This is a genomic window from Enterobacter sp. 01-M-02-SI-ECC (assembly GCF_047530595.1).
GTDB lineage: Bacteria > Pseudomonadota > Gammaproteobacteria > Enterobacterales > Enterobacteriaceae > Enterobacter > Enterobacter cloacae_M.
On record NZ_JBLKCZ010000001.1, the window covers coordinates 539,533 to 566,107 of the forward strand.

Below are 26,575 nucleotides of genomic sequence, written 5' to 3' on the forward strand. Positions count from 1 at the left end.
TGCTATGCAGTCAGATATCCTGAATACTGAAGTGACCACCATTGATGGCGATAACACCACGCTGGAAGGCTACAAAGGCAACGTGCTGCTTATCGTCAACGTGGCATCGAAATGTGGCCTGACGCCGCAGTACGAGCAGCTGGAAAACATTCAGAAGGCCTGGGAGAAAGACGGTTTCACCGTGCTGGGCTTCCCGTGCAATCAGTTCCTGGGGCAGGAGCCGGGCAGCGAAGAGGAGATTAAAACCTTCTGCAGCACTACCTATGGCGTGACGTTCCCGATGTTCAGCAAAATCGATGTCAACGGCGAAGACCGCCATCCGCTGTATGCGAAGCTGATCGCTGCCGCGCCGAAGGCCGTTGCGCCGGAAGGAAACGGTTTTTATGAACGCATGGCCAGCAAAGGCCGCGCGCCGCTTTACCCGGACGATATCCTGTGGAATTTTGAAAAATTCCTGATTGGCCGCGACGGCCAGGTCGTTCAGCGTTTTTCGCCGGATATGACCCCTGAGGATCCGATCGTTATGGAATCGATCAAGCTGGCGCTGGCGAAATAATGTCGTTGCTGATGCAACTCACGGACGTTGCCGAGAGGGGACGTCTGGAGCCGATAACCGGTACCATCAATGCGGGAGAAATTCTGCATCTTGTCGGGCCAAACGGAGCAGGGAAGAGCACGCTGCTGGCACGGATGGCAGGCATGACCGACGGAGAAGGGCAGATAACGCTGCTGGAGCATACGCTCGCCGACTGGTCACCGGTCTCGCTGGCGCATCGGCGCAGTTACCTCGTGCAGCAGCAGGTGCCGCCCTTTGCGATGCCGGTCTGGCACTATCTGATGCTGCATTTGCACGACAAACAACAGACGGCACTGCTGACGGACGTTGCCGCGGCCCTGGGGCTGGAAGATAAACTGTCCCGGCATGCCAGCCAGCTTTCCGGCGGAGAGTGGCAGCGGGTACGTCTGGCGGCGGTCATTCTTCAGATCCACCCGACAGGTAATCCTCACGGGCGAATGCTGCTTCTCGATGAACCCATGAGCGGTCTGGACGTGGCGCAGCAGGCGGCACTGGATACGCTGTTAAGCACCCTGAGCCGAAAAGGTATCGCCGTGGTGATGAGCAGTCATGACCTCAACCACACCCTGCGTCATGCCCACCGGGTGTGGCTGCTGTCGCAGGGAAAGATGATCGCCAGCGGCGCGCGGGATCGGGTGCTTACGCCGCCCCATCTTGCCCGCGCGTACAACATGTCGTTCCGCAGGCTGGATATTGAGGGACATAAGATGCTGATTTCTACCGGGCAGACGTAACCGTTTCTTGCCTCTTCGCACAATTGCACGCTAAATTACGAAAAGAACAAAAAAAGCAGAGGATTCGTCTGAAAATGCGATTCTGGTTTCTCCTGATGGCAGCACTTTTTCTTGCGGGATGCAGTAGCCATCGTGCGCCGCCGCCTAACCCACGGCTTTCAGATTCGATCACCGTCATTGCCAGCCTTAACGATCAGCTGAGCAACTGGCGCGGCACGCCTTATCGCTACGGTGGAATGAGCCGCGGCGGCGTGGATTGCTCCGGCTTCGTGCTGATGACGTTTCGCGATAAGTTTGATTTACAGCTTCCGCGCGAAACGCGCAAACAGGCAGAAATAGGCACTGAAATTGATAAAGACGATCTTCTGCCCGGGGACCTGGTTTTCTTCAAAACCGGTTCGGGTGAAAGCGGTCTTCATGTGGGGATATATGATACAGACAATCAGTTCATTCACGCCTCGACAAGCCGCGGCGTGATGCGCTCTTCTCTTGATAATGTTTACTGGCGTAAAAATTTCTGGCAGGCTCGACGTATATAGTCTTTGTCAGACACTTCTCTTATGACGGCATGGTATCTAATAAATCATGCCGTTTTTTCTCAAATAAGATGCTTAAAGTTAAATTTATCTAAAATTAGCGAATCCTGCATGTGTCTGATTTATCTAAAACTGGCTATTATTCGACAACCAGGATAAAATTAATTTAGATTCAGGGATAAATCTGAAAATAAATACGGAACTAATGAAATTAATCTTATTAAAATCAAGACAGTGGAATTGTGTCGGCAATTGCTCCAGGATGTCCTCTCTCATCTTTAATGTGGAGCGAGTGCAATGATTATTACGCTAGATAATGCTTACCAGTCTGAACTGCTGCTTCTGCCTGCTCGTAATAGCGCAGGGGAGCTTAAAGGTTTAGAGGTTCTGGTTAACTTTACTGGCGTCGGCAGCGATGTGCGGATCCCCACTGAGCTTGTTATCCCTCGGCTTTCAGCAGCTGAAGAGTTAGTGCTGTTTAACGAAAAATTGCAATTGCTTGATACCTGTAAACTGTTTTTTATTCAGCATCAGTTAATTGCATGGATCAATATTACACCTACAATAGTTGAATTTTTATTAAGTAATGGAAACGCTGTTTCAATCCTTGAGCGTTACCCGTTTCTTGAGTTTACTGTTAATGAGAATTATCCAGGTTTAAATAACGGAAAGGACGATCTGCAGCTGGCGAGAATGGCCATCCATTTCCCGTTGGTCCTGGCAAACTTTGGCGCAGGCGCCGCATCGCTCAAAGCGGTCTATGATGGATTATTTAAACGGGTTATTCTCGACAAAGGCTTCATTCAGCAGCGTGCCCCGGAGCTCTCTTTTGAGCCTTTTATGCGCGCCATCCTCTGGCAAATCACACCGCACTGCCAGTCAGTGATTGTCTCAGGCATTGACGACCACGGCCTGTTGCAACGCGTTTTGTCCTTCAATGTTGGCGCCATGCAGGGCGCACTCTGGCCAGCCGTCTCTGCGGAGCACGTTACATCGCTGGTTCAGCAGCGATAACCCTTGCTTTCGCCCGTGTTTAAGTCCGGGTAAACCCTCTACACTAAAAGCAGGAGGACTTATGACCCTGTCTTTTACTGCTCACTGGCATGACGAGTTGCCTGGCTTTTACACCGCACTCAAACCAACACCGTTACAAAATTCACGCCTTATCTGGCATAACGATTTGCTGGCAGAAGAGCTGGCCATTCCGCCTGAGCTGTTTCAGCGTTCAGAAGGCGCAGGCGTCTGGGGCGGGGAAACGCTTCTCGCCGGGATGCAACCTCTGGCTCAGGTCTATAGCGGCCACCAGTTTGGCGTCTGGGCGGGACAGCTGGGCGACGGCAGGGGGATCCTGCTCGGCGAACAACGGCTTCCTAACGGGGGAACGGTTGACTGGCACCTGAAAGGCGCAGGCCTTACTCCCTATTCGCGAATGGGCGACGGGCGCGCGGTACTGCGTTCAACGATTCGCGAGTGCCTGGCGTCCGAAGCGATGCATGCCCTGGGGATTCCCACTACGCGCGCGCTGTCGATTATCACCAGCGATACGCCGGTAGCGCGCGAAACGGTGGAAAAAGGGGCAATGCTGATGCGTATTGCGCAAAGTCATTTGCGCTTCGGCCATTTTGAGCACTTTTACTATCGCCGCGAGCCGGACAAGGTTCGCCAGCTGGCTGACTTTGCCATTCGTCACCACTGGACGCATTTGCAGGACGAAGCGGACAAATACGTTCTCTGGTTCAGGGATGTGGTTGCCCGTACCGCAAGCCTGATTGCCCGCTGGCAAACGGTGGGCTTTGCGCATGGCGTCATGAATACGGACAACATGTCGATCCTCGGGCTGACCTTTGATTACGGTCCGTTTGGTTTCCTGGACGATTATCAGCCTGGCTATATCTGCAACCACTCCGACTATCAGGGACGCTACAGCTTTGACAATCAGCCCGCGGTTGGCCTGTGGAACCTGCAGCGGCTTGCGCAAACCCTGTCGCCGTTCATCGACGTAGATGCCCTTAATGATGCGCTCGACAGCTATCAGGACATATTGCTGCGAGAATACGGCACGCTGATGCGCAACAAGCTGGGGCTGGTGACGCAGGAGAGGGGCGATAACGACATCCTCAACGGTCTGTTTGCCCTCATGGCGCGTGAGGGCAGCGATTATACCCGCACCTTCCGGATGCTGGGACAGACGGAGCAGCACAGCGCCGCCTCGCCGCTGCGCGATGAGTTTATTGACAGACAGGCGTTTGACGACTGGTTTGCATTGTACCGCGCGCGGCTGCGGCAGGAACAGGTGGATGACGCCACTCGCCAGACGCAGATGAACGCGACGAATCCAGCGATGGTGTTGCGCAACTGGCTGGCGCAGCGGGCGATTGAACAGGCAGAGCAGGGTGAATACGACGAGCTACACCGCCTGCATGTGGCGCTGCGCACGCCGTTTGCCGACCGGGATGATGACTACGTCAGCCGCCCGCCTGACTGGGGCAAGCGGCTGGAGGTCAGCTGCTCAAGTTAGAGATTTTGCCGGGTGGCGGCGTCGCCTTACCCGGCAAAAATTACTGCGCAACCCAGCCGCCATCCATATTCCACGCGGCGCCGCGAACGTTCACGGCGCCCTCGCTGCACAAAAACAGCGCCAGTTCACCCAGCTGCTCCGGGGTTACAAACTCGCCCGAAGGCTGTTTCTCTGCCAGAAGCCTATCGCGAGCCTGCTCCGGCGGGACGCCCTCAGCGATACGCTGGTCGATTTGCTGTTGCACCAGCGGCGTCAGCACCCAGCCGGGGCAGATGGTGTTGGCGGTAATACCGGTGCGGGCGGTTTCCAGCGCCAGCGATTTCGTAAAGCCCACTACGCCATGCTTGGCGGCCACGTAGGCTGACTTCTCTTTTGACGCGACCAGCCCGTGAACGGAGGCGATATTGATGATGCGCCCCCAGTTTTTCTCGCGCATGGCGGGCAGCGCCAGCCGGCTGGTGTGAAACACCGACGAGAGATTAATGGCGATAATGTCGTTCCATTTCTCCACCGGAAACGCATCAACCGGGGCGACATGCTGTATCCCGGCGTTGTTGACAAGAATGTCCACGCCGCCAAACTGCGATTCGGCGTAGCGCATCATGGCTTCAATTTGCAGCACGTCACGCAGGTCCGCATCGTGATAGCCCGGCTTTTTGCCCAGCTGCGCAATCTCTTCTCTTGCTGATTCGCTGTCGCCGAAACCGTTGAGGATCAGCTGCGCCCCGGCCTTCGCCAGCACGCGGGCGATCCCAAGTCCAATGCCGCTGGTCGAGCCCGTCACCAGCGCGGTCTTACCGTTCAGATTCATCTTTCTCTCCTTACACAATGCCGGTCAGATAGAACACGGCAATGACAAAAAGCACTGCCAGACTTTTAATGAGGGTGATAGCGAAAATGCCGCCGTAGGCCTGACGATGGCTCAGGCCGGTAATCGCCAGCAGGGTAATCACCGCGCCGTTATGGGGCAGCGTATCCATCCCGCCGCTCGCCATCGAGGCCACGCGGTGCAGCACCTCAAGAGGGATATTGGCGGCGTGGGCGGCGGCGACAAACGAGTCGGACATGGCGGCGAGGGCAATACTCATCCCGCCGGACGCCGAGCCGGTGATCCCCGCAAGCACCGTCACGCTGATGGCTTCATTCAGCAGCGGATTCGGGATGGCCGCCAGCGCTTTGGATAACACCAGGAACCCGGGCAGGGCGGCGATAACCGCGCCGAAACCGTATTCCGAGGCGGTATTCATCGCCGCCAGAATGGCACCGCTCACCGCGGTCCGGCTGCCTTCAGCCAGACGCCCCCGGATATTGCGAAAGCCAAAAATCAGCACCAGCACGATACCGGAGATCAGCGCCGCCTCGACGGCCCAGATGGCGGTGATCTTGCCCACCTCGGTCACAATAGGTTTCGCCAGGCCTGGCAGAGTCAGCTCGTGGGTCGTGCCGTACCAGCCGGGGATCCAGCGGGTAAACAGCAGGTTCAGTATGCCCACGACAAGCAGCGGGGAGATAGCAATCAGCGGATGCGGGAGGTTAATGTTATCCGGCGTCTCGGGTTCATTTTTCAGATCCGTGCCGTAGCCTTCGTTGTTATTGAACGCCTTACGACGCTGGCGTTCCAGCCAGAGCAGGCCAAAGATGATAATAAACAGAGAGCCGATAAGCCCCAGCCACGGCGCTGCCCAGGCATTCGTGCCAAAGAAGCTGGTGGGGATGATATTCTGGATCTGCGGCGTGCCGGGCAGGGCGTCCATGGTAAACGAAAACGCCCCCAGCGCCACGGTGGCCGGGATCAGCCGCTTAGGGATGCCGCTCTGGCGGAACAGCTCCGCGGCAAAAGGGTAAACCGCAAACGCCACCACGAACAGCGACACGCCGCCGTAGGTTAACAGCGCGCACACCAGGACGATCACCGGAATAGCGTGGCGACGACCGAGGATCTGAATCGCGGCGGCGACGATGGAGCGTGAGAAACCGGAAAGCTCAATCAGCTTGCCGAAAACGGCCCCCAGCAGGAATACCGGGAAGTAGAGCTTGACGAAGCCGACCATTTTTTCCATAAACAGACCGGTAAACGTCGGGCCGACGGCACCCGGATCGGTCAGCAGCACGGCGCCGAGCGCCGCAATCGGCGCAAACAAAATAACGCTGTATCCGCGATAGGCCGCCAGCATCAGCAGCGCCAGCGCCGCCAGGGCAATTAACACACTCATTACGAATCCTCACTTTAATTATTATTCGGGTATCAACGAGATGCTTAACGCTCGACGGTCAGAGCAATGCCTTGCCCGCCGCCCACGCACAGGGTGACGAGCCCTTTTTTGACTTCACGGCGCTGCATTTCGTACAGCAGCGTCACGAGGATGCGGCAGCCGGAGGCGCCAATCGGATGACCCAGGGCGATAGCGCCGCCGTTAACGTTCACCCTACGCTCATCCCAGCCGAGCTGCTTGCCCACCGCCAGCGCCTGGGCGGCAAAGGCTTCATTGGCTTCAATGAGGTCCACGTCATCGAGCGTCCAGCCCGCCCGCGCCAGCGCCGTCCGGCAGGCGCTGACCGGTCCGATGCCCATCACCGACGGGTCAACGCCCGTCACGGCGTAGCTCACGATGCGACCGAGGATCGGCAAACCGCTCTCCCGCGCCTTTTCGCCGCTCATCAGCAGCACCGCGGCGGCACCGTCGTTGAGCGTTGACGCATTTCCGGCCGTAACCGTGCCTTCCGCCTGCAGAAAGGCGGGGCGCAGCTGCGCCAGCTGCTCAGCGGTGGTGCCAGGCCGGGGCTGTTCGTCACGGCTGACGATAAGCGGCGGTTTTTTGCCCTGTTTTACCGTCACCGGCGCTATCTCGGCGTCAAACCGACCCGCTTCGATGGCAAAGGCCGCTTTGTGCTGCGACCGGGCGGCGAAGGCGTCCTGCTGCTCGCGGGAAATGGCATTCTCCCGGGCGACGTTTTCAGCGGTGATCCCCATGTGGTAATCGTGGAACGCGTCCCACAGGCCGTCGGTAATCATGCTGTCCTGCAGGCCCGTATGGCCAAAACGCAGCCCTGAACGCGCGCCGTCCAGCAGATAGGGGGCGTTGCTCATGCTCTCCTGACCGCCAGCGATAGCCACGTCCGCGTCGCCGCAGCGGATCGCCTGCGCGGCGAGCTGCAACGCTTTTAGGCCCGCGCCGCACACCAGGTTGACCGTTGTCGCCGGCGTGCTGACGGGTAACCCGGCGGTGATGGCCGTCTGACGCGCCGGGTTTTGCCCGCATCCCGCGGTTAGCACCTGCCCGAAAATCACCTCATCGACCGCTTCAGCAGGAAGACCGCTTTTTTCAAGCAGACGACGTACCGCGACGGCACCCAGATCAGCCGCAGAGAGGGGGGCGAGCGATCCGCGAAAACTGCCAATGGGGGTTCGCGTTGCCCCGACAATCATGATCTCTTTCATCGTGAGTCCTCAGTTGAAGCGCATCTCGCGAACGTCGTCCGCCACAATCATTTTCCCGGCCGTCTTAGCCGCAATTTCGTCGATACTGACGCCGGGGGCGTATTCCCGCAGGATGAACGCGCCGTCCTCGATCTCCAGCAGTGCGAGGTCGGTTAAGACCCGACGGATACAGCCCGCGCCCGTGAGCGGCAGCGTGCAGCGCGGCAGCAGCTTTGACTCACCGCTTTTCGACGCGTGGGTCATCACCACAATGATGTTCTGCGCCCCGGCCACGAGATCCATCGCGCCGCCCATGCCCTTCACCATCTTTCCGGGGATCATCCACGAGGCGATATTGCCCTCGACGTCCACTTCAAACGCGCCCAGCACGGTCAGATCCACATGACCGCCGCGGATCATGGCAAACGACTGGGCCGAGTCGAAAATGGCCGCGCCGGTGCGCGCGGTCACGGTCTGTTTACCGGCGTTGATCATGTCGGCGTCAAGGCTCCGCTCGTCAGGAAAAGCCCCCATCCCCAGCAGCCCGTTTTCGGACTGAAGCATCACGTCCATCCCGTCCGGAATGTAGTTCGCCACCAGAGTAGGGATGCCGATCCCCAGGTTGACGTAATACCCGTCGCGCAGCTCGCGGGCGACGCGCATGGCCATCTGTTCACGGGTTAACATCGTCAGACTCCTTCCGCGCGCAGGGTGCGCTGTTCAATGCGTTTTTCAAACTGGCCGACAATCAGCCTGTCGACGTAAATTCCCGGGGTATGAATGGCTGACGGGGGCAGCTCGCCCGGGGGAACTATCTCTTCCACCTCGACGACCGTTATCCGGCCCGCCGTTGCCATCAGCGGATTGAAATTTTGCGCGGTATGGCGATAGACAACGTTGCCGTACCAGTCCGCTTTCCAGCCCTTAATGAGCGCGAAATCACCGGTAATCGCCTCCTCGAGGATGTAGTGCTTTCCCGCAAACTGGCGCACGTCTTTGCCGACAGCCACTGGCGTGCCGTAGCCGGTGGCCGTGTAAAATGCCGGAATACCCGCGCCGCCCGCGCGCACCTTTTCCGCCAGCGTGCCCTGAGGCGTGAGTTCAATCTCCAGTTCGCCGCTCAGCACCTGCCGCTCGAACAGGGCGTTCTCGCCGACGTAAGAGGCCACCACTTTGCGAACCTGCCGTGTTTCGAGCAGTATCCCGAGACCGAAACCGTCCACGCCGCAGTTGTTTGATACCACCGTCAGATCTTTCACCCGACGGCGTCTGACCTCTGCAATCAGGTTCTCCGGAATCCCGCACAGGCCGAAGCCGCCCGCCAGCAAGGTCATTCCGTCCGTCAGCCCTTCCAGCGCCTGCGCATAGCTGCCGACGCGCTTATCCAGTCCCGCCATCCTCATTCCTCCTCTTAACCGTGGCGGTATCATTAGGGGCGGCGACTCATTTGTTAATTTTGAATTTGTGACCCAATTATTTGGTTTTTTTATTAATTTCCTGTTAACTAAATTTTTTCAATTAGTTAACAGGATGAAAAATGAGAATGAGTGTCAAACAGTTACGCGCGTTTTTAGCGGTAGCTCACACTCTCAATTTCGCGCACGCCAGCGAACGGCTGAATCTTTCCCAGCCGGCCCTGAGCCTGACGATTAAGGCGCTGGAGGATGCGCTCGGCGGGCCGCTGCTGCAGCGGAGCACGCGTAAGGTCGCGCTGACGCAGGAGGGCGAGACGTTTTTGCCGATGGCGCGCCAGCTGCTTGCCGACTGGGATAACGTCGAAGAGGCGATGCACCAGTGCTTTACCCTGCAGCGCGGTAAAATCTCGGTCGCGGCCATGCCGTCGTTTGCCGCGAATGTCCTGCCCGAGGTGCTAAAAGCGTTTCGCGATCGCCACGCCGGGATCAACGTCACCGTGCATGATGTCATTAACGAGCAGGTGATAGAGATGGTGCGGGAAGGGCGGGTCGAGATGGGCATCGCCTTTGAGCCCGCGCCAACGCACAACCTGCTGTTTACCCCGCTGGGCCTCGACAGGTTTGTTGCTATTGTGCCGAAAGATTCCTCGCTGGCAGGCAAGAAGCGCCTGTCATGGGAAGATCTGCTGACGCTGGATTTCATCACCCTGCAGCGCCCGTCGGCGGTACGTCTGATGATGGAGGAGGAGCTGGCGCGAAGCGGCAGAAAGCTGGACGTGGCGCTGGAGAGTCATCAGCTGGTGACGGTCGGGCGAATGGTCGCGAGCGGTCTGGGCGGCAGCGCCGTCCCGGCGCTCTGCGAGGCGCAGATGACGGCGCTGGGCGCGGTCTGTATCCCGCTTGATAACCCGCCGATTGAAAAGTGCATCGGGGCGATCCATCCAGGGCACACGCAGCTCTCTAAGGCGGCGCATGCCCTGCTGGAAACGCTGAAGGATTTTTATCAGCCCGATCAGGGGGCGAGAAACACCTGCGGCGCGGCGTGAGCCGGATGCCTGCCGACGATAACCTGCGCGCCGTACCAGCGCGCCAGCGTATCGGCCTGCAAAACGGTTTCCGGTTCCCCCCGGGAGACGATTTTACCGCCGTGCAGCAGCAGGATGCGATCTGCCCACAGCGCCGCTAAATTGAGGTCGTGCAGCACCGCGCACACGTGCAGATGTCCCCGGCTGGTCAGGGATTTCAGCAGGCGCAGCAGATGCTGCTGGTGATAGAGATCGAGCGCAGACGTCGGTTCATCAAGAAACAGCCAGCCGCGCGGCGCGCCGTCGCACCAGAGCTGAGCCAGCGCGCGGGCGAGCTGGATGCGCTGCTGCTCGCCGCCGGAGAGCGCGGCAAACCGCCTACCCGCCAGCGGTAAACAGCCGGTGACGTCCATGACCTCCTCAATAACCGACGCCTCGGGCGTGCGGGTCCAGGGCGCTCGCCCCATACCGACGACCGCCTCAACCGGCCAGTCAAATCCTAGCTGCGTGTTCTGGCGCATTACCGCCCGGTAGCGGGAGAGTCTGTGCGGCTGCCAGGCCGCAAGCGGTGTGCCCGCCAGGCTGCACCGTCCGCCCGCAGGTTTAAGGTAGCCGGTCAGCAGCCGCAACAGCGTCGATTTTCCGGCGCCGTTGGGGCCAATCAGCGCCACCAGCTCGCCCTGAGATAAGGTCAGCGACACGTCGTCAATCAGCGTGCGTTGTCCGGCGCGAAAAACAAGGTTTTCAGCACAATAGCGTTCAGCCATGCGCACCTCCGCGACGAAAGATAAGCCGCAGAAACCACGGCGCGCCGAGAAGGCTGGTCAGTAAGCCGACCGGCATTTCCGCCGGGGCGACCAGGCTGCGCGCCAGCGTATCGGCAACCAGCAGAAGCAACGCGCCGGCCAGCACCGAGCCGGGGAGTACGGCCCGGTGGTCGGCTCCCAGCCACATGCGCACCAGGTGCGGCACCAACAGGCCGACAAAGCCGATCACGCCGCTGACCGCAACGGCGGCGGCCACCAGCAGGGCGCTGCACAACAGCAGGATCCGCTGCACGGCGGCAACCTCCACGCCGAGGTAGTGCGCCTCTTCGTCCCCCAGCTGGAGAAGGTTGAGGGCGCCTGCCAGACGCCAGATCGCGAGCGCGGTGGGAACCATCAGCGACGCGACGGCCAGCAGCGTTGACCACTGCGCCTGGCCGAGGCTGCCCATTCCCCAGAGCGAAAGCTGGCGAAGCTGGGCATCATTGCTGAGCCATGACAGCACCCCGACGGCCGCGCCGCACAGGGCGTTGATGGCAATTCCCACCAGCAGCAGGCGCGACAGGGAAGCATCACGCTGTCGGCTGAGCAGGAAAATCACGAAGGTGGCGGCCAGCGCGCCGAGAAACGCCGCCAGCATCGGGGCATACAGCATCACCAGTGCAGGCAGCGAGAGCGGAAGAACCACCCACAGCGCAACGGCGAGCGCCGCGCCGCTGCTGATGCCGAGCAGTCCCGGGTCCGCCAGCGGATTTCGAAACAGCCCCTGCATCACGCAGCCCGCCAGCGCCAGTGAACCGCCGATAGCCAGCGCCAGCAGCACGCGAGGCAGGCGGATCGTCAGCCAGATTTGACGCAGCGCCTCGTCGGTGCCGTTCCACAGCAGGCTGATCGGCAGGCGTAATGCCCCAACCCCGGTCGCTGCGAGGGTCATGACGGTCAGGATCGCGGTCAGCATCCATAAAGATAAGGCTATCCGCCGGGACATCAGGGCAGTTGCTCCGCTTTGGCACGCAGCTGCTGGATGGCTTCCGGCGTTCGCACGCTGAAGCCCAGCAGCGCCATATCGTCAATCGCCAGCACCTGCTTGTTCCGTCCCGCCGGGGTTTGCGCCAGGCCGGGCAGCGTCCACAGATTTGCTTCACCGCCCAGGGCGTTGAGACCGTCCTGAGAAATCACCACCAGATCGGGTCGGCTGGCGATCGTGCCTTCCTGAGACAGCGGCTGATAGCGGGTAAACCCCTGCATCGCGTTCTGCAGTCCCGCCGCACGAATGGCAGCATCCGCGCCGGTCTGTTGTCCGGCGGCCATGGCGGTCATCCCGCCGTGGTTGAGAATAAACAGCACCCGCTTATTGAGCGGCGACGCGGGAAGCGCCGACAGCGCCTGGCGCAGGGTGCTGCGCAGGACCTCCCCCTCGGCCTCGCGGTGCGTCGCTTCAGCGACGATCCGCACCTTTTCGTCAATGACGTTCAGGTCGTTACTGGCAGGAACAGCGATCACCCTGACGTGGCTTTGCTCAACCTGCTTTAGCGCCAGAGACGGCTGCGCCTGGGCGCTGGCCAGCACCAGCGTGGGGCGCATGGACAAGATCCCTTCCGCATTGAGCTGGCGCAGATAGCCCACGTCAGGCAGTGAATTCGCCGCCTGCGGCCACTGGCTGGTGCTGTCGCGCGCCACCAGGGAAGACGCCGCGCCGAGGGCGTAGACAATCTCGGTGACGTCGCCGCCGAGGGTAACGATTTTCTCCTGCGGCGCAGCAAACGCCAGCAGGGGCAGGGCGCTGAGCAGGGCAAGCCACCGTTTCATGCGGCCAGCCCTTTCGCCGTTAAGGCGTCAATCTGGCTGCGCCACTGGCTCTGCTCCGGTTCGCCTTCCGTACGCTGGCCGTACAGCTGTGCGATTTGCGTTCCATCGGCGGCAAACAGCTCCAGGCTGGTGACATGCCCGTCAGCCGTCGGCTTGCGCGTGACCCACGTTTCCGCAATGGATCCTTCAAGCAGATGCAGAGTAAAGGTTGGGTTAAAGACGTTCAGCCACCCTTTCATTGGCACCAGCTTTTCCACCGCGCCGGTGAAGATCTGCACGCAGCCGCGGTTGCCAACGAAGACCATGATTTCGTTACCGTCCCGACGCGCCGTCTCCAGGAGCTGCGCCAGCGCGGTGTTTTCTACCCGGCAGGCCAGATCGTCACCCACCAGGCGAAACGCCTGCTGGCGGCTGAGGTTATGGCGCTTGAGCAGGCTGAAGAACTGATGAACGTCGGTCATGGCGCGCCACTCGTTATCCACGAGAGCAGCATTTGCGTTTTCTGCATGAGCCGGGGCATCGGCCATCTTCAACGCCAGCGGAGGATTCTCGGCAAAGATAAAGCGGGTCAGCACGTCGCCCCAGGCTGAAACGTCGGTATAATCCGTGGCGTAGACCTTCAGCAGGGCATCGCCCTGGTGGTCGAAGAACTGAATGCTCTGCCGCTCGCCGCGGGCGGTGGCTTCACTGATGTGAAACGCGCTCGCCCACTGATTGAGGAACAGGCGCAGATCCAGCGCGCGCGGGTTCAGCACCAGCCCGGCGTGGCCGTTCAGGTGCTGGTTGGTAAATTTCCCGACCTGCTCGTGTACGGCGTATTCGTTGCGGCAGATACATTTGGTTTCGCCCACCGCCTCCAGCGCGCCCAGGATCTCGCGGATTTCACCGCGCAGTCGCCAGGCGTCGTGACCTACGCGGGCAAAGGTCAGCTCTGCTTCACTGATGTTCATTAACCCCGCGACGTCGCGCGCGTACTTACCCGGATTGGCTTCTTTTAGCTCAAGCCAGCGCGTGTAGTGATTCATTGTCTCTTCCTTCTGAATAGTTGCCCCGAAGGGAATTACCACTGATAGCTTACGAAAATCTTGCCGTTACGACCGTCCTGCGGAATGCCCTGAGGTGACCAGTACGCTTTGTCAAAGGCGTTGCCCAGCACCAGCGTGGTGGTCACGCCCTTGAGCTGCTCCTGGCCCTTATAGCTGACGTAGAAATCGTTGACCGCATAGCCCGGCTGCTTGCTGTAGCTGCTGCTGACGTGGGTTGAGCGATCGGCAAAGGTGCCGATCCAGCCGACGGAGAACCCGCTTTGCGCCACCGGGATATCCAGCTTGCTGGTGACGGTGTCCGGGTTAATGCTGGAGATGTACTCGCCCGTATCGGTGTCTTTCCCGCGCGTGCGGTTATAGGCCAGATCGAGGCTGAAGAGATCGGCCGAATATTTTGCCATCATATCCCAACCCCAGATTTTGGCATTCGGGACGTTGTACGACATGGTGGTCGCGGCGGCAAAATCGACGGTGGTGGAGATATAGTCTTTGGCTTTGGTATCGAAATAGCTGGCTTTAAACTCCAGCGCATCGTTGGCAAGCATCAAATCGTCAAAGCGCAGGCCAAAACCAAACTCCTGCGTTTCGTTGGTTTCCGGGCGCAGGTTCGGGTTTGGCACCCAGTAGTTGGTATAGAAGCGGCCAATGGAGAAGTGTTTGGCGTCGTTATACATCTCGCCCATGGTCGGCGCGCGGAAGGCCTGCGCGTAAGAGCCAAACAGCATCAGCCAGTCGGTTGGGCTGACGGTTAACCCGGCGCGGGATGACCACTTGTCTGCATCCACATCGTTGTAGCCGTCGCTGCTGCCGCGGTAGTTGTCATAGCGCGTGCCGCCCAGCAAGGTAACAGGCAGATCGCGCAGGGTGATCTCATCCTGCAGCCAGCCGGAGCTGAAGTCGATTTTCGCGTCCGGGAAGCCGGTGGTTGCCCCGCCCGGATGCTGCTCCTGACGATAGTATTCCCCGCCGTAGGTCAGAAGGTGTGCTGCAAAGGTGTCGCTGAACAGACGGGTGCGGTTTTCCACCTTGCCGCCTTTGGTCGTCTGCTTACGAAACTCACCGCTGCCGTCGACGTTCTGGGCATTAATGCGCGCTTCGGACCAGTAGACCTTCGCGTCGGCGTCCAGCCAGTCGTACCCTTCCGGTGCAATGTGGTAGCCAACCTGCGCATCGCGCTGGATGGTGGAACGGTCGGTCATCGGGTTACTGCTGTCCGCCCCGGTGGTTTGCGGATTTTTTGGCTCCTGGGCGGCGTTGTTGTAGTAGCGCAGGGAGCCGCTCAGGGTCTGGGCCGGGTCGATTTTCCAGCTGCCTTTCGCCAGCATGTTGTTGATGGATTCGTCGTTAGGCGCGGTAGCACCGTCGCTCTGGCGGATGTCACCGCGATCCCGGCTGGACCAGGAGACCAGACCGTCCAGCGTATCGGTGCGGCCATAGGCGCTGGCGCCCATCCCGAGGCTACGATCGCCCGTCGCGCCCGTTCCAAACACGCGGTAGCCGCTGTTTTTACCCGGTTCGAGCAGATCGTTGGCATCGGCGGTGTCATAAGAGATCACGCCGCCCAGCGCGCCGCTGCCGTACAGCAGGGCCGACGGGCCGCGGACCACCTCGATACGTTTGATTAGCGCGGGATCGAGGAAGGTGCTGTTCAGGTGGCCGGTATCGGTTCCCTGGCGCACGCCGTCAACCAGCACCAGCACGCCGCGGCGGTCATAGCCGCGCAGGTTGACGTCCTGCCCGTTGGTGCGCCCAGTGCCGTCAAGCGTCAGACCGGGGACGTTACGCAGCAGATCGGCCGCCGAGCTGGCGGTTTGTTTCTCCGGCGCGCTGGCGTCAATCACGCTTACCATCATGGGCGCTTCAAAGGCGCTGCGGGCGTTGCCCGTGGCGGTGACGGTAATGTCGTCTGTGGCGGCGAACGCGATGCCCGGCAGGGCGCTAACAATCGCCAGCGCCAGAAATGACGGACGTAAAGATGCGGAAGGCAGGTGTGGCATAGCAACTCTCCATAAGAAGTGAAAAGCGCTGGCTGCCTGGGTATCACCTGGGTGGCTGGCGTATTTTTAGGTGTTGTTTATTTTGTGAGGATCAGTTTTCCGGCATGGGTCTGGCGCAGAAGATAGCGCTGTCCGTCATGCTCGATAATGACCCGTCCCTCATCGCCGAGGAGGGTTTTGCTGTCAATGCGACGCTCGGTAAGGGCTGGTGCTGTGTCTGTTTTTGCTGGCGTTGCCGCGCTGTTATCCGTACGTGACATAATGTATATAAATAACAATCAATGTAACAATGATAATCATTATCAATAAACTGCAAATTGACGGCAAGAGTTTTTGTGAAAAAAGGGTGAGGGGATCAAATTTGGGGGTGAGGTGCGGTCTGATGCCCTCACTCCGACCCTCTCCCACTGGGAGAGGGAGAAGGGCACAATCGTAGGTCGGGTAAGCGCAGCGCCACCCGACAATAACATCAGAAGCGAGAATCTACCGCAGCTGCCAGCTTCTCCAGCAGCAGTTCGCTGTCTTCCCAGCTCAGGCACGGGTCGGTGATCGACTGGCCGTAAACCATCTGCTGTCCGGCAACGATTTTCTGCGTGCCTTCTTTGATAAAGCTCTCAGCCATAATCCCTGCAACGGCGGTCGAGCCGCTGCGGATCTGCTGGCAGATCTCATCGCAGACGTCCAGCTGGCGGCGATGCTGCTTCTGGCAGTTGCCGTGGCTGAAATCCACCACCAGATGTTCCGGCAGGTCGAACTCGGCCAGCGTTTCGCAGGCCGCCGCAATATCTTGGGCATGGTAATTGGGCTTCTTTCCGCCGCGCATAATGATATGCCCGTAAGGGTTACCGCTGGTCTGGTAGATGGTCATATGACCGCTCTTATCCGGCGACAGGAACATGTGGCTGGCACGGGCAGCGCGGATGGCATCAACCGCGATACGGGTGTTGCCATCGGTCCCGTTTTTGAAGCCGACCGGGCATGAGAGGGCCGAGGCCATCTCACGGTGGATCTGGCTTTCGGTGGTGCGCGCGCCAATCGCGCCCCAGCTGATCAGATCGGCGATAAACTGCCCGGTCACCATATCGAGAAACTCGGTCGCCGTCGGAACGCCCAGCTCGTTGACCTGTAAAAGCAGCTTCCGCGCCAGCTCGATACCGTGGTTAACGCGATAGCTGCCGTTGAGGTCAGGGTCGGAAATCAGGCCTTTCCAGCCCACCACGGTGCGCGGTTTTTCAAAGTAGGTGCGCATCACGATCTCAAGGCGATGCTGGTACTTATCCCGCAGTCCCTGAAGTCGTTTTGCATAATCCATCGCGGCATCCAGATCGTGGATGGAGCAAGGCCCAATCACTACCAGAAGACGTTTGTCTTCACCGTTCAGGATTTTTTCAATGCGGCGGCGGGAGGCCGTCACATGTTCCGCGACGGCGGCGGAAACGGGATGCCGCTGTGCCAGTTCAGCCGGCGTGACCAGGCTGTCAATGCGCGCAGTGCGGAGTTCATCGGTTTTATTCATGGAATGTCTCAGAAAATTTTTGCTTCATCGGCAGACTACCGGGAAGTGATGGGCATCACCTTAAACCAATCCCTGCTGATTTCAAGTTCGGGGCGACACCGCCCCGTGGTTGCAGATGATGATACCTGAATCCGAGCTAATGTACTAGCATATTAGTACATGCGGCGATTAAGCCCCATGATGTCGAGAATTTTGGTGGCAATTTCTTCAACCGAATAGTTGGTGCTGTTCAGCCACGGGATCTGGTTTTTGCGGTACAGCGCTTCCACTTCGGAGACCTCCATCCGGCACTGGCGCATGGAGGCGTAGCGGCTGTTCTCGCGGCGCTCCTCGCGGATGGCAGCAAGGCGTTCCGGGTTGATCGTCAGGCCGAACAGCTTGTGCTGCAGCGGCTTAAGGGCGGCGGGCAGCACCAGGTTATCCATGTCGTCGGCGATAAACGGGTAGTTTGCGGCTCGAATGCCAAACTGCATTGCCAGATAGAGGCTGGTCGGGGTTTTACCGCAGCGCGACACGCCAAGCAGGATCACCTGCGCCTGGTCGAGATTTCGCAGCGAAATACCGTCGTCGTGGGCGAGGGTGTAGTCGATAGCGGCGATACGCGCGTCGTACTTGGTCAGGTTGCCGGGGTTCAGCCCGTGGGTACGGTGGGCAATCGGGGTCGGGTCGAGCTTCAGCTCGCTTTGCAGCGGAGCCACCAGCGCCTGTACGATATCCTGGCAGAAGCCTTCACTTTGCAGAATGATGGAGCGAATCTCCGGGATCACGATAGAGTAGAACACCAGCGGGCGGACGCCGGTCTGCTGGTAGATGGCGTCAATCTGGTCCTTCACCGCTTTGGCGCGGCTCTCGTTTTCAACAAACGGCAGCGTGATGCTGTTAATCGAGACGGGAAACTGCGACATCACCGCGTGGCCCAGCACCTCGGCGGTGATCGCCGTACCATCAGAAATATAAAAAACGTGGCGATCGACAGCACTATCCATTTTACTCACCCTGAATATCAGACCTAATTGTCTGAAAGCATAAATTAAAAAAGTAAATTACACAGCAAAGAACTTATCCTAATTATGAATGAAACGCTGTTTTTGATTTTCCTGAAAAGTGGATTTCATTTTTCAAATAGCGACTTTATTTTTGGGGTTTCTGGCTGAATATAGAGGAATCATCGGGTTAATCGTTGATGGGAAAGTATCCGAAAAGTTGAAATTTTAAATTGCTTACACGATTCACCGTTTTTTTAGCGGAAATAAATATGCCAGTATAAATACGTAGTCAGGTGTTACTTACTCCGATCAAATATCACAAAAGGATTGTTTCGATGTCCAACAATGGCTCGTCACCGCTGGTGCTTTGGTATAACCAACTCGGCATGAATGATGTAGACAGAGTTGGGGGCAAAAATGCCTCCCTGGGTGAAATGATTACAAATCTGTCAGGTATGGGTGTCTCCGTACCGAACGGGTTTGCCACCACCGCCGATGCCTTTAACCTGTTTTTAGACCAGAGCGGTGTTAACCAGCGCATTTACGACCTGCTGGATAAAACGGATATTGATGACGTCACCGAGCTTGCCAAAGCCGGGGCGCAGATCCGCCAGTGGATCATCGACACACCTTTCCAGCCGGAACTGGAAAAAGCCATTCACGACGCGTACGACCAGCTCTCTGCTGACGACGCGCAGGCCTCCTTTGCCGTACGTTCCTCTGCGACCGCAGAAGATATGCCGGACGCCTCGTTTGCCGGGCAGCAGGAAACCTTCCTGAACGTCCAGGGTTACGATGCGGTGCTGGTGGCGGTGAAGCACGTGTTTGCTTCCCTGTTTAACGACCGCGCCATCTCCTATCGCGTGCACCAGGGCTATGACCATCGCGGCGTGGCGCTCTCCGCTGGCGTGCAGCGCATGGTGCGCTCGGACGTGGGCTCATCCGGCGTGATGTTCTCCATTGATACCGAATCCGGCTTCGACCAGGTGGTGTTTATCACCTCCGCGTGGGGTCTGGGTGAGATGGTGGTGCAGGGTGCGGTAAACCCTGACGAATTCTATGTCCACAAGCCAACGCTGGCCGCTGGCCGTCCGGCGGTGGTGCGCCGCACCATGGGCTCGAAAAAAATCCGCATGATCTATGCCCCGACCCAGGAGCATGGCAAGCAGGTTAAAATTGAAGATGTACCGCAGGAGCAGCGCGACCGCTTCTCCCTGACCGACGCCGAAGTGCAGGAACTGGCGAAGCAGGCGGTGCAGATCGAAAAACACTACGGTCGTCCGATGGACATCGAATGGGCGAAAGACGGTAACACCGGCAAGCTGTTTATCGTGCAGGCGCGTCCGGAAACCGTCCGCTCGCGCGGTCAGGTGATGGAGCGTTATACGCTGCACGCGCAGGGTAAAATCGTGGCGGAAGGCCGCGCCATCGGTCACCGCATCGGTGCCGGTCCGGTCAAAGTGATCCACGACATCAGCGAGATGAACCGTATTGAGCCCGGCGACGTGCTGGTAACCGACATGACCGACCCGGACTGGGAACCGATCATGAAGAAAGCGGCGGCTATCGTCACCAACCGCGGCGGTCGTACCTGCCACGCGGCGATCATTGCCCGCGAGCTGGGTATTCCTGCGGTTGTCGGCTGCGGTGACGCCACCGAGCGCATGAAGGACGGGCAGAACGTGACCGTCTCCTGTGCCGAAGGTGATACCGGCTACGTCTACGCCGATATCCTCGACTTCAGCGTGAAGAGCTCAAGCGTGGATACCATGCCGGACCTGCCGCTGAAGATCATGATGAACGTCGGCAACCCGGACCGCGCGTTTGACTTCGCCTGCCTGCCGAACGAAGGCGTTGGCCTGGCGCGTCTGGAATTTATCATCAACCGTATGATCGGCGTTCACCCGCGTGCGCTGCTGGAGTTTGACGACCAGGATCCGAAGCTGCAGAACGAAATCCGCGAGATGATGAAAGGCTACGACTCGCCGAAAGAGTTCTACGTCGGCCGTCTGACAGAAGGGATCGCGACGCTGGGCGCTGCCTTCTATCCAAAACGCGTGATCGTGCGTCTGTCTGACTTTAAGTCTAACGAGTACGCCAACCTGGTCGGCGGCGAGCGCTACGAGCCGGAAGAAGAGAACCCGATGCTGGGCTTCCGCGGGGCCGGACGCTACGTGTCCGACAGCTTCCGCGACTGCTTCGCGCTGGAGTGTGAAGCGGTGAAACGCGTGCGCAACGACATGGGACTGACCAACGTCGAAATCATGATCCCGTTCGTGCGTACCGTGGATCAGGCGAAAGCCGTTGTGGACGAGCTGGAGCGTCAGGGTCTGAAGCGCGGCGAGAACGGGCTGAAGATCATCATGATGTGCGAAATCCCGTCCAACGCCCTGCTTGCCGAGCAGTTCCTCGAGCACTTCGACGGCTTCTCTATCGGCTCGAACGACATGACGCAGCTGACGCTGGGTCTGGACCGCGACTCCGGCGTGGTCTCCGAGCTGTTCGACGAGCGCAACGAGGCGGTGAAAGCGCTGCTCTCCATGTCCATCCGTGCGGCGAAGAAGCAGGGTAAATACGTCGGGATCTGCGGTCAGGGTCCATCCGACCATGAAGACTTTGCCGCATGGCTGATGGAAGAGGGGATCGATAGCCTGTCCCTGAACCCGGACACCGTGGTGCAAACCTGGCTGAGCCTGGCGGAACTGAACAAGTAACGCCACGCTGACCCGAAAAGGCGAGGATATTATTCCTCGCCTTTTTTATTTCATTTCTTATTTGCTCCCCATCACAAATAAAGTAAAAAACCAAATATCATAATTTGTCTGTCAATTTAGACAATTGTTAGCGCGCAAACCGTTGCTAATACTTGAGCCTTACTGCGCATTTCCCTTAAGAAGATGCGCAACTGGTTGAAATACGTTTTAACCTGATAAAAAGGCAAATAACAATGACACTCTCCTCTGTATTGCGTACCAAAGATAAAATAGGTTATGGCTTAGGCGATATGGCCAGCGCGCTGGTCTGGCAAACGGCAACCTTATTTCTCGCTTATTTTTATACAGACGTATTTGGGCTACCCGCCGCGATTATGGGCACCATGTTTTTAGTGGTGCGCGTGGTCGATGCGTTTGTCGATCCGTGCATTGGCGCACTGGTTGACCGCACCCGGACGCGCCACGGTCGTTTCCGTCCCTGGCTGTTGTGGTTTGCCATTCCGTTCGGGGTGAGCTGCCTCATTACCTTCTATGTGCCGGACGTTGGGCCGACGGGAAAAATCGTTTATGCCTGCGTGACCTACGCGATTTTAAGCCTGATTTACTCCGCGATTAACGTGCCTTACTGCGCCATGCCCGGCGCGCTGACGCTGGATCCGCGCGAGCGTCATTCTCTGCAGTCGTGGCGCTTTGGCCTGTCGTTTATCGGCGGGCTGATCGTGACGGTTATTGCCCTGCCGCTGGTCTCACTGTTAGGCCAGGGCAACGTGCAGAAAGGCTATTTCTATGCCATGAGCCTGATGGGGCTGTTAGGCATTGTGCTGTTCTTCTGCTGTTTCCTGATGACCCGAGAGCGTTATTCTCCGCGCAATGATACCTCCGGCTCCATGCTCACCGATTTAAAACTGCTGGCCGGTAACAGCCAGTGGCGTATTGTGTTCCTGTTTAATATTTTGCTGTTAACGGCGGTGGTGACGCGCGGTTCCGCCACCATGTATTACGTGAACTATGTGCTGCTGCGTCCGGATCTGGTTTTTGCCTTTATTGTTTCCGGCATGGTGGCCTCCTTAAGCGGCGCATTATTATCTGAACGACTGCTGGGGAAATTTGACCGCGTGCGCGCCTACCAGTGGACGATTATCTCCTTCGTTATCTTCGGCGCGCTGATTTTCTTCCTGCCTCCTTCACAGGTGTGGCTAATCTTTGGCCTTAACATTGTCTTTAGCTTTATTCAAAACCTTACCACGCCGCTGCAGTGGACCATGTTCTCCGATGTGGTCGACTACGAAGAGCACCGGAGCGGCCGTCGTCTGGACGGGCTGGTTTTCTCCACCGCGCTGTTTGCCATCAAGTTTGGCCTGGCGCTGGGCGGGGCGGTCGTCGGCTGGGTGCTTGGCATGGTGGATTACGCCCCGGGCCAGGCAACCCAGTCGCCAGGCGTTCTCTCGACCATCAACGCGCTTTTCACCCTTATCCCGTGCGCGCTGTTCCTCTGCATGGTCGCGCTGCTTGCCATCTACAAGCTAAACAGCCGGCTGGTGGATTCCATCGCCCGGGAGCTGGCCAGCAAGCGTGAAGTCAGACCCGAAGCGGGGCAGCTCAGCCCGGCAACCCCTTCCGCACTACAGGAGTAAAACATGACGACTATCTATAAGGACGCGGGACGTCCCTTGCACGAGCGCGTCGCCGATTTACTGGCGCGCATGACCCCGGAAGAGAAGTTCGCCCAGATGCACGCGTACTGGCTGATCCTCGATGAAAACGGTAACCACCGCGAGCGCAGCGATCTGAGTGACGAATTCGCCGGCGTGAGCGAGCAGGCTGCGCTCAGCGAACGGCTTAAGCTGGGCGTCGGGCAGATCACGCGGCCGCTGGGCACCCACATCGTTGACGCGAAAACCGGCGTGCGCGCGGCGAATCGCCTGCAGCGCATGATGATGGAAGAGACGCGGCTCGGCATTCCGGCGCTGTTCCATGAAGAGTGTCTGGTGGGGCTGCTGTGCAAAGACGCCACCCTCTTCCCGTCGTCATTGAACTACGGTTCGACCTGGGATCCGGAGCTGGTGCAGAGGGCGGCAGAGCAGATCGGCAAAGAGGCGCGCTCCGTCGGCTGCCAGCAGGGGCTTGCGCCGGTGCTGGACGTGTCCCGAGACGTGCGCTGGGGGCGAACCGAAGAGACCTTCGGGGAAGATCCCTGGCTGGTGGGCGTGATGGCGACCGCCTACGTGAAGGGTTTACAGGGCGATAAGCGCGACCTGCTGGCAACCCTGAAACATTACGTGGGTCACTCGTTCAGTGAAGGAGCGCGCAACCATGCGCCGGTCCATCTGGGGTTCAGCGAGCTGAACGACACCTTCCTGCTGCCGTTTGAAATGGCGGTCAAGCTGGCAAACGCCGGTTCGGTTATGCCCGCGTACCACGATATTGATAACCAGCCGGGGCACAGCGACAGCTTCCTGCTGACCGCCGTCCTGCGCGAGCAGTGGGGATTCGACGGTATTATTGTGGCGGATTACGGCGGCGTCAGCCTGCTGCACCAGCACCACGGGATTTCCCACGACGCGGCCGAATCTGCCGCGCTGGCGTTCAACGCCGGGCTGGACGTTGAGCTGCCGAAAGACGACTGCGCGCGGCATCTGGCGGAAGCGGTAGAGCGCGGGCTGATCTCTATGGCGAAGGTCGATGAGATCGTGGCGCGTACGCTGACGGAAAAATTCCGCCTTGGCCTGTTTGAAAACCCGTACGCGGATGAAAACGGTATCGACCTGCAAAACGATATGACCCGCCGGGCCGCGCGGGAGGTGGCGACGAAATCGCTCACGCTGCTGGAAAATAACGGCATTTTACCGCTAGGCGGCAAACCTCGGGTCGCGGTAGTGGGGCCGACGGCAGACGATCCGCTGGCGTTACTAAGCGGCTACAGCTTCCCGGTGCATTTGATCATCAGCGATATGGTGGAAGAGACCTCGCAGGTCACGACCCCGCGCGCGGCGCTGGAGCAGTATCTCGGTGCTTCGAACGTCCGCTATGCCAAAGGGTGCCACATCATCGAAAAACGGATGGCGGGCGCGCCGGTCTTCCCGGGCGACAGCGGCGGCAAACCGATGCAGCAGTCACCGGTATCGCAAAGTATCGCTCTGATCCCCGAGGCCGTGAACGCCGCGCAGGAGAGTGACGTGGTGGTGGCCTGCGTGGGCGATCTCGCCGGGCTGTTCCAGAGCGGTACCGTGGGGGAAGGTTCCGATACCGACTCCCTGAACCTGCCGGGCGTGCAGCAACAGCTGCTGGAAGCGCTGGTCGCCACCGGTAAACCGGTGATTGTGGTGATGACCGGGGGGCGTCCATACAACCTGCAAGGTCTGGAAGACAAGGTCGCGGCGCTGATGATGGCCTGGGGGCCGGGGCAGGAAGGGGGCTGGGCGATTGCGGACGTGTTAACCGGACGTGCGGAGCCGCAGGGTCGCCTGGTGGTGAGCGTGCCGAAAAGCGCCGGCGCGATGCCGTATTACTACAATCACAAGCTCAAAAGCGGCGGTACGCCGTTTGCGTTCCATTTCGGTTCGCGTTACCCGTTTGGCTTCGGCCTCGGCTGGACGCAGTTTAGCTGGGGTGCAGCCCGCGTCGCCGAAAGCAGCGTGCCGGTCGACGGAGAGGTGATACTCAGTGTCGATATCACCAATACCGGGGAGCGCAGCGGCAGCGAGGTGGTGCAGGTTTACGTCAGGGATAAGGTCGCCACCCAGGTGCGGCCGCTTCAGGAGCTGAAGGCCTTCCAGCGCGTCACGCTCTCACCGGGCGAAACCGCCACGCTCACCTTTACGCTGCCGGTTGAGATGTTCAACTTCACCCGTCGCGACGGAAAACGCATCGTTGAGCCGGGCGAGTTTGAGCTTCAGGTTGGCGCATCGTCGGCGGATATCCGCGAGGCGGTGACGGTCAATGCGACAGGAGAAACGCGGGTGCTGCCTGCTGAGTGGCGGATGCTCAGTACCTGTGAGGTCAGACGCGCGTAGTCAGGATAAAAAAAAGCCCATCGTGGGAGATGGGCAAAGACTACACACAGCAATTCGTTGTTTCACTCAGGGGATTTCCATGCTTATAAATCAAGGTGTTGATTTATAACCGTGTGCTAATAGTAGGCATTGTGTTATTTAGCGTCGATCGGATTCGTCTCAATAGTTAAAGAGACGTAAAGAATTCTTGAGGTTATTAGTAGACTTACTGCTGAAAAGGCGGGTCTGACCAGTGAGCAACGAATAAATACTTTAGCAGCGTTTAAGTATCATGCGGGAGAGTGTAGGCCGGGTGGGCGTTAACGCCACCCGGCAGCATACCTTAATGCGTGTTCTTCTCTTCCAGCTCTTCCAGTTCGCTCAAAATCACGTCCGGGTCAGTTCCCGGCGGCGGAATTTCATGCACCCAGGCAGAGAACAGACGCCAGGTGACGGCGAGCAGCACCGGGCCAATAAACAGGCCAATCATGCCAAAGGCAATCAATCCGCCAATGACCCCGGAGAGGATCAGGATCAGCGGCAGGTCTGCGCCCATGCGGATGAGGATCGGACGAATCACGTTATCCATGGTGCCGACCACGCAGCTCCAGACCAGCAGCACCGTTCCCCACGTGGTATCGCCCGTCCAGTAGAGCCAGATAATGCTGGGGACCAGCACCAGCAACGGTCCCAGTTGCGCAAGACAGGTCATCAGCATGACAACGGTGAACACGGTGGCGTACGGTACGCCGGAAATTGCCAGACCGATCCCGCCCAGCACCGCCTGCACCAGCGCGGTGACCACCACCCCCAGCGCAACCGCGCGCACGGCCTGTGCGGCCAGCAGTACCGCGGCGTCACCGCGTTTGCCCGCCAGGCGGGTGGCAAAGTGACGAACGCCTAAAGCCACCTGCTCGCCGCGCCAGTAGAGCAGGGCGCTGAAGAGCAGCATCAGGGTACAGTGCATCATAAAGCGGCCGATATGCGCCGCCTGACCGACAAACCAGGTGGTAGTGGTGCCAATATACGGGCGGACTTTTGCCATCAGCGCGCTGCCGCCCATCTCCAGCAGGCTATGCCAGCCGCTGTAGAGTTTTGAGCCCACCACCGGAATGCTGTTCAGCCAGGCGAGATCCGGCAGCGTCAGGTCACCGCTGCTAATGGCGCGAATAACCGGGCCACTGGAATCCACCAGGCTATTCACCAGCAGGGCGATCGGAATAATAAACAGCAGGAACAGCAGGAGCGTCATGACCAGTACGGCGAGCCCGCGGCGGCCAAACAGCAGCTTCTGCAAGCGCAGCAGCAAAGGCCACGTGGCAACGACTACGGTCGCGGCCCACGCAAAGCCGAGAATAAAGGGTTGAACAATCCACAGACACGCAATAATCATGAGGGCCAGAAACAGCACCGACAGCAAAATTTGCGCAACATCCCTGGGCTGGCGAAGATTGACCATAAATGAAACTTTCCTTAAAAGAACGCCAGTACGACTGGCGGGAACGGAAAACCGCGTCTCTTTAATCAT

The 26,575-nt window shown here is 58.9% G+C and carries 23 protein-coding genes and 1 other RNA gene; 9 read left to right on the top strand and 15 right to left on the bottom strand.

All coding sequences use genetic code 11. The annotated features are described in order from the left end of the window. Positions 1-4: 4 nt before the first annotated feature. The 5 genes from ACMWLG_RS02675 (at position 5) to selO (ending at position 4,365) form a co-directional block, all read left to right on the top strand. On the top strand, positions 5-556 hold the full coding sequence (locus ACMWLG_RS02675; RefSeq protein WP_414762947.1) for a glutathione peroxidase: 552 nt from the start codon (positions 5-7) through the stop codon (positions 554-556). Further along, positions 556-1,311, top strand: a complete 756-nt coding sequence (gene btuD / locus ACMWLG_RS02680) for a vitamin B12 ABC transporter ATP-binding protein BtuD (RefSeq protein ID WP_045401488.1) — start codon at positions 556-558, stop codon at positions 1,309-1,311. The genes ACMWLG_RS02675 and btuD overlap by 1 nt, the downstream gene beginning before the upstream one ends. Before the next feature lie 74 nt (positions 1,312-1,385). Beyond that, the gene (locus ACMWLG_RS02685) at positions 1,386-1,850 is read left to right on the top strand and encodes an NlpC/P60 family protein (RefSeq protein ID WP_008500650.1); all 465 of its coding nucleotides are present in this window, start codon (positions 1,386-1,388) and stop codon (positions 1,848-1,850) included. 294 nt (positions 1,851-2,144) lie between these two features. Next, entirely contained in the window at positions 2,145-2,861 is a 717-nt protein-coding gene (locus tag ACMWLG_RS02690; protein WP_045401484.1) for an EAL domain-containing protein, read from the top strand. A gap of 61 nt (positions 2,862-2,922) precedes the next feature. Next, positions 2,923-4,365, top strand: a complete 1,443-nt coding sequence (selO, locus tag ACMWLG_RS02695) for a protein adenylyltransferase SelO (RefSeq protein WP_045401482.1) — start codon at positions 2,923-2,925, stop codon at positions 4,363-4,365. Positions 4,366-4,405: 40 nt separating this feature from the next. Here selO and ACMWLG_RS02700 read toward each other — a convergent pair whose 3' ends face one another. Genes ACMWLG_RS02700 through ACMWLG_RS02720 form a run of 5 tightly spaced genes read right to left on the bottom strand, consistent with a single transcriptional unit; the run spans position 4,406 to position 9,180 of the window. Next, positions 4,406-5,176, bottom strand: coding sequence for a 3-hydroxybutyrate dehydrogenase (locus tag ACMWLG_RS02700; RefSeq protein ID WP_039262084.1), 771 nt, complete (start codon positions 5,174-5,176; stop codon positions 4,406-4,408). A 10-nt stretch (positions 5,177-5,186) separates the two neighbouring features. Next, entirely contained in the window at positions 5,187-6,578 is a 1,392-nt protein-coding gene (locus ACMWLG_RS02705) for a GntP family permease (RefSeq protein WP_023311304.1), read from the bottom strand. 44 nt (positions 6,579-6,622) lie between these two features. Beyond that, positions 6,623-7,804 carry an acetyl-CoA C-acetyltransferase gene (locus ACMWLG_RS02710; protein WP_045401478.1) on the bottom strand — a complete coding sequence of 394 codons (1,182 nt, stop codon included), beginning with the start codon at positions 7,802-7,804 and terminating at the stop codon, positions 6,623-6,625. 9 nt (positions 7,805-7,813) lie between these two features. Continuing rightward, positions 7,814-8,470 carry a CoA transferase subunit B gene (locus ACMWLG_RS02715; protein WP_023311306.1) on the bottom strand — a complete coding sequence of 219 codons (657 nt, stop codon included), beginning with the start codon at positions 8,468-8,470 and terminating at the stop codon, positions 7,814-7,816. A 2-nt stretch (positions 8,471-8,472) separates the two neighbouring features. Beyond that, a complete protein-coding gene (locus tag ACMWLG_RS02720) occupies positions 8,473-9,180 on the bottom strand; it encodes a CoA transferase subunit A (RefSeq protein WP_045401475.1) in 708 nt (235 codons plus the stop codon). A gap of 140 nt (positions 9,181-9,320) precedes the next feature. Here ACMWLG_RS02720 and ACMWLG_RS02725 point away from each other — a divergent pair, with 140 nt between their 5' ends. Beyond that, positions 9,321-10,244, top strand: coding sequence for a LysR family transcriptional regulator (locus ACMWLG_RS02725; RefSeq protein ID WP_023311308.1), 924 nt, complete (start codon positions 9,321-9,323; stop codon positions 10,242-10,244). Here ACMWLG_RS02725 and ACMWLG_RS02730 read toward each other — a convergent pair. The 8 genes from ACMWLG_RS02730 to ACMWLG_RS02765 form a co-directional block, all read right to left on the bottom strand. Beyond that, positions 10,211-10,990, bottom strand: coding sequence for a heme ABC transporter ATP-binding protein (locus ACMWLG_RS02730; protein WP_045401473.1), 780 nt, complete (start codon positions 10,988-10,990; stop codon positions 10,211-10,213). The two genes, ACMWLG_RS02725 and ACMWLG_RS02730, sit on opposite strands and share 34 nt — an antisense overlap. Then, positions 10,983-11,975: a FecCD family ABC transporter permease gene (locus ACMWLG_RS02735; protein WP_414762948.1), complete on the bottom strand. Its 993-nt coding sequence runs from the start codon at positions 11,973-11,975 to the stop codon at positions 10,983-10,985. Before ACMWLG_RS02735 ends, ACMWLG_RS02730 begins: the two co-directional genes overlap by 8 nt. Then, entirely contained in the window at positions 11,975-12,796 is an 822-nt protein-coding gene (locus tag ACMWLG_RS02740; RefSeq protein WP_045401468.1) for a heme/hemin ABC transporter substrate-binding protein, read from the bottom strand. Before ACMWLG_RS02740 ends, ACMWLG_RS02735 begins: the two co-directional genes overlap by 1 nt. After that, positions 12,793-13,821: a hematinate-forming heme oxygenase ChuS gene (gene chuS / locus ACMWLG_RS02745; protein ID WP_045401466.1), complete on the bottom strand. Its 1,029-nt coding sequence runs from the start codon at positions 13,819-13,821 to the stop codon at positions 12,793-12,795. Before chuS ends, ACMWLG_RS02740 begins: the two co-directional genes overlap by 4 nt. Before the next feature lie 35 nt (positions 13,822-13,856). Further along, on the bottom strand, positions 13,857-15,839 hold the full coding sequence (locus tag ACMWLG_RS02750) for a TonB-dependent hemoglobin/transferrin/lactoferrin family receptor (RefSeq protein WP_045620381.1): 1,983 nt from the start codon (positions 15,837-15,839) through the stop codon (positions 13,857-13,859). A gap of 77 nt (positions 15,840-15,916) precedes the next feature. Continuing rightward, positions 15,917-16,099: a hemin uptake protein HemP gene (gene hemP, locus ACMWLG_RS02755; RefSeq protein ID WP_032668210.1), complete on the bottom strand. Its 183-nt coding sequence runs from the start codon at positions 16,097-16,099 to the stop codon at positions 15,917-15,919. Between the two features lie 209 nt (positions 16,100-16,308). Further along, positions 16,309-17,355: a 3-deoxy-7-phosphoheptulonate synthase AroH gene (gene aroH / locus ACMWLG_RS02760; protein WP_033145292.1), complete on the bottom strand. Its 1,047-nt coding sequence runs from the start codon at positions 17,353-17,355 to the stop codon at positions 16,309-16,311. Positions 17,356-17,507: 152 nt separating this feature from the next. Next, positions 17,508-18,341, bottom strand: coding sequence for a pyruvate, water dikinase regulatory protein (locus ACMWLG_RS02765; RefSeq protein ID WP_023311315.1), 834 nt, complete (start codon positions 18,339-18,341; stop codon positions 17,508-17,510). A gap of 335 nt (positions 18,342-18,676) precedes the next feature. Here ACMWLG_RS02765 and ppsA point away from each other — a divergent pair, with 335 nt between their 5' ends. From ppsA to ACMWLG_RS02780, 3 genes are all read left to right on the top strand, one after another. Then, complete coding sequence (gene ppsA / locus ACMWLG_RS02770; protein ID WP_045401462.1) at positions 18,677-21,055, top strand: phosphoenolpyruvate synthase; 2,379 nt, start codon at positions 18,677-18,679, stop codon at positions 21,053-21,055. Positions 21,056-21,288: 233 nt separating this feature from the next. Next, positions 21,289-22,689 (top strand): MFS transporter, encoded by a 1,401-nt coding sequence (locus ACMWLG_RS02775; RefSeq protein WP_045401459.1) that lies wholly within the window; start codon positions 21,289-21,291, stop codon positions 22,687-22,689. 3 nt (positions 22,690-22,692) lie between these two features. Next, positions 22,693-25,068 (top strand): glycoside hydrolase family 3 N-terminal domain-containing protein, encoded by a 2,376-nt coding sequence (locus ACMWLG_RS02780; protein WP_045401456.1) that lies wholly within the window; start codon positions 22,693-22,695, stop codon positions 25,066-25,068. 5 nt (positions 25,069-25,073) lie between these two features. Here ACMWLG_RS02780 and rprA read toward each other — a convergent pair. Together rprA and ydiK are read right to left on the bottom strand one after the other, a co-directional pair. After that, an RNA gene (gene rprA / locus ACMWLG_RS02785) (antisense sRNA RprA) lies at positions 25,074-25,181 on the bottom strand. A 209-nt stretch (positions 25,182-25,390) separates the two neighbouring features. Next, complete coding sequence (gene ydiK, locus ACMWLG_RS02790) at positions 25,391-26,506, bottom strand: AI-2E family transporter YdiK (RefSeq protein WP_023311319.1); 1,116 nt, start codon at positions 26,504-26,506, stop codon at positions 25,391-25,393. Between the last annotated feature and the right edge of the window lie 69 nt (positions 26,507-26,575).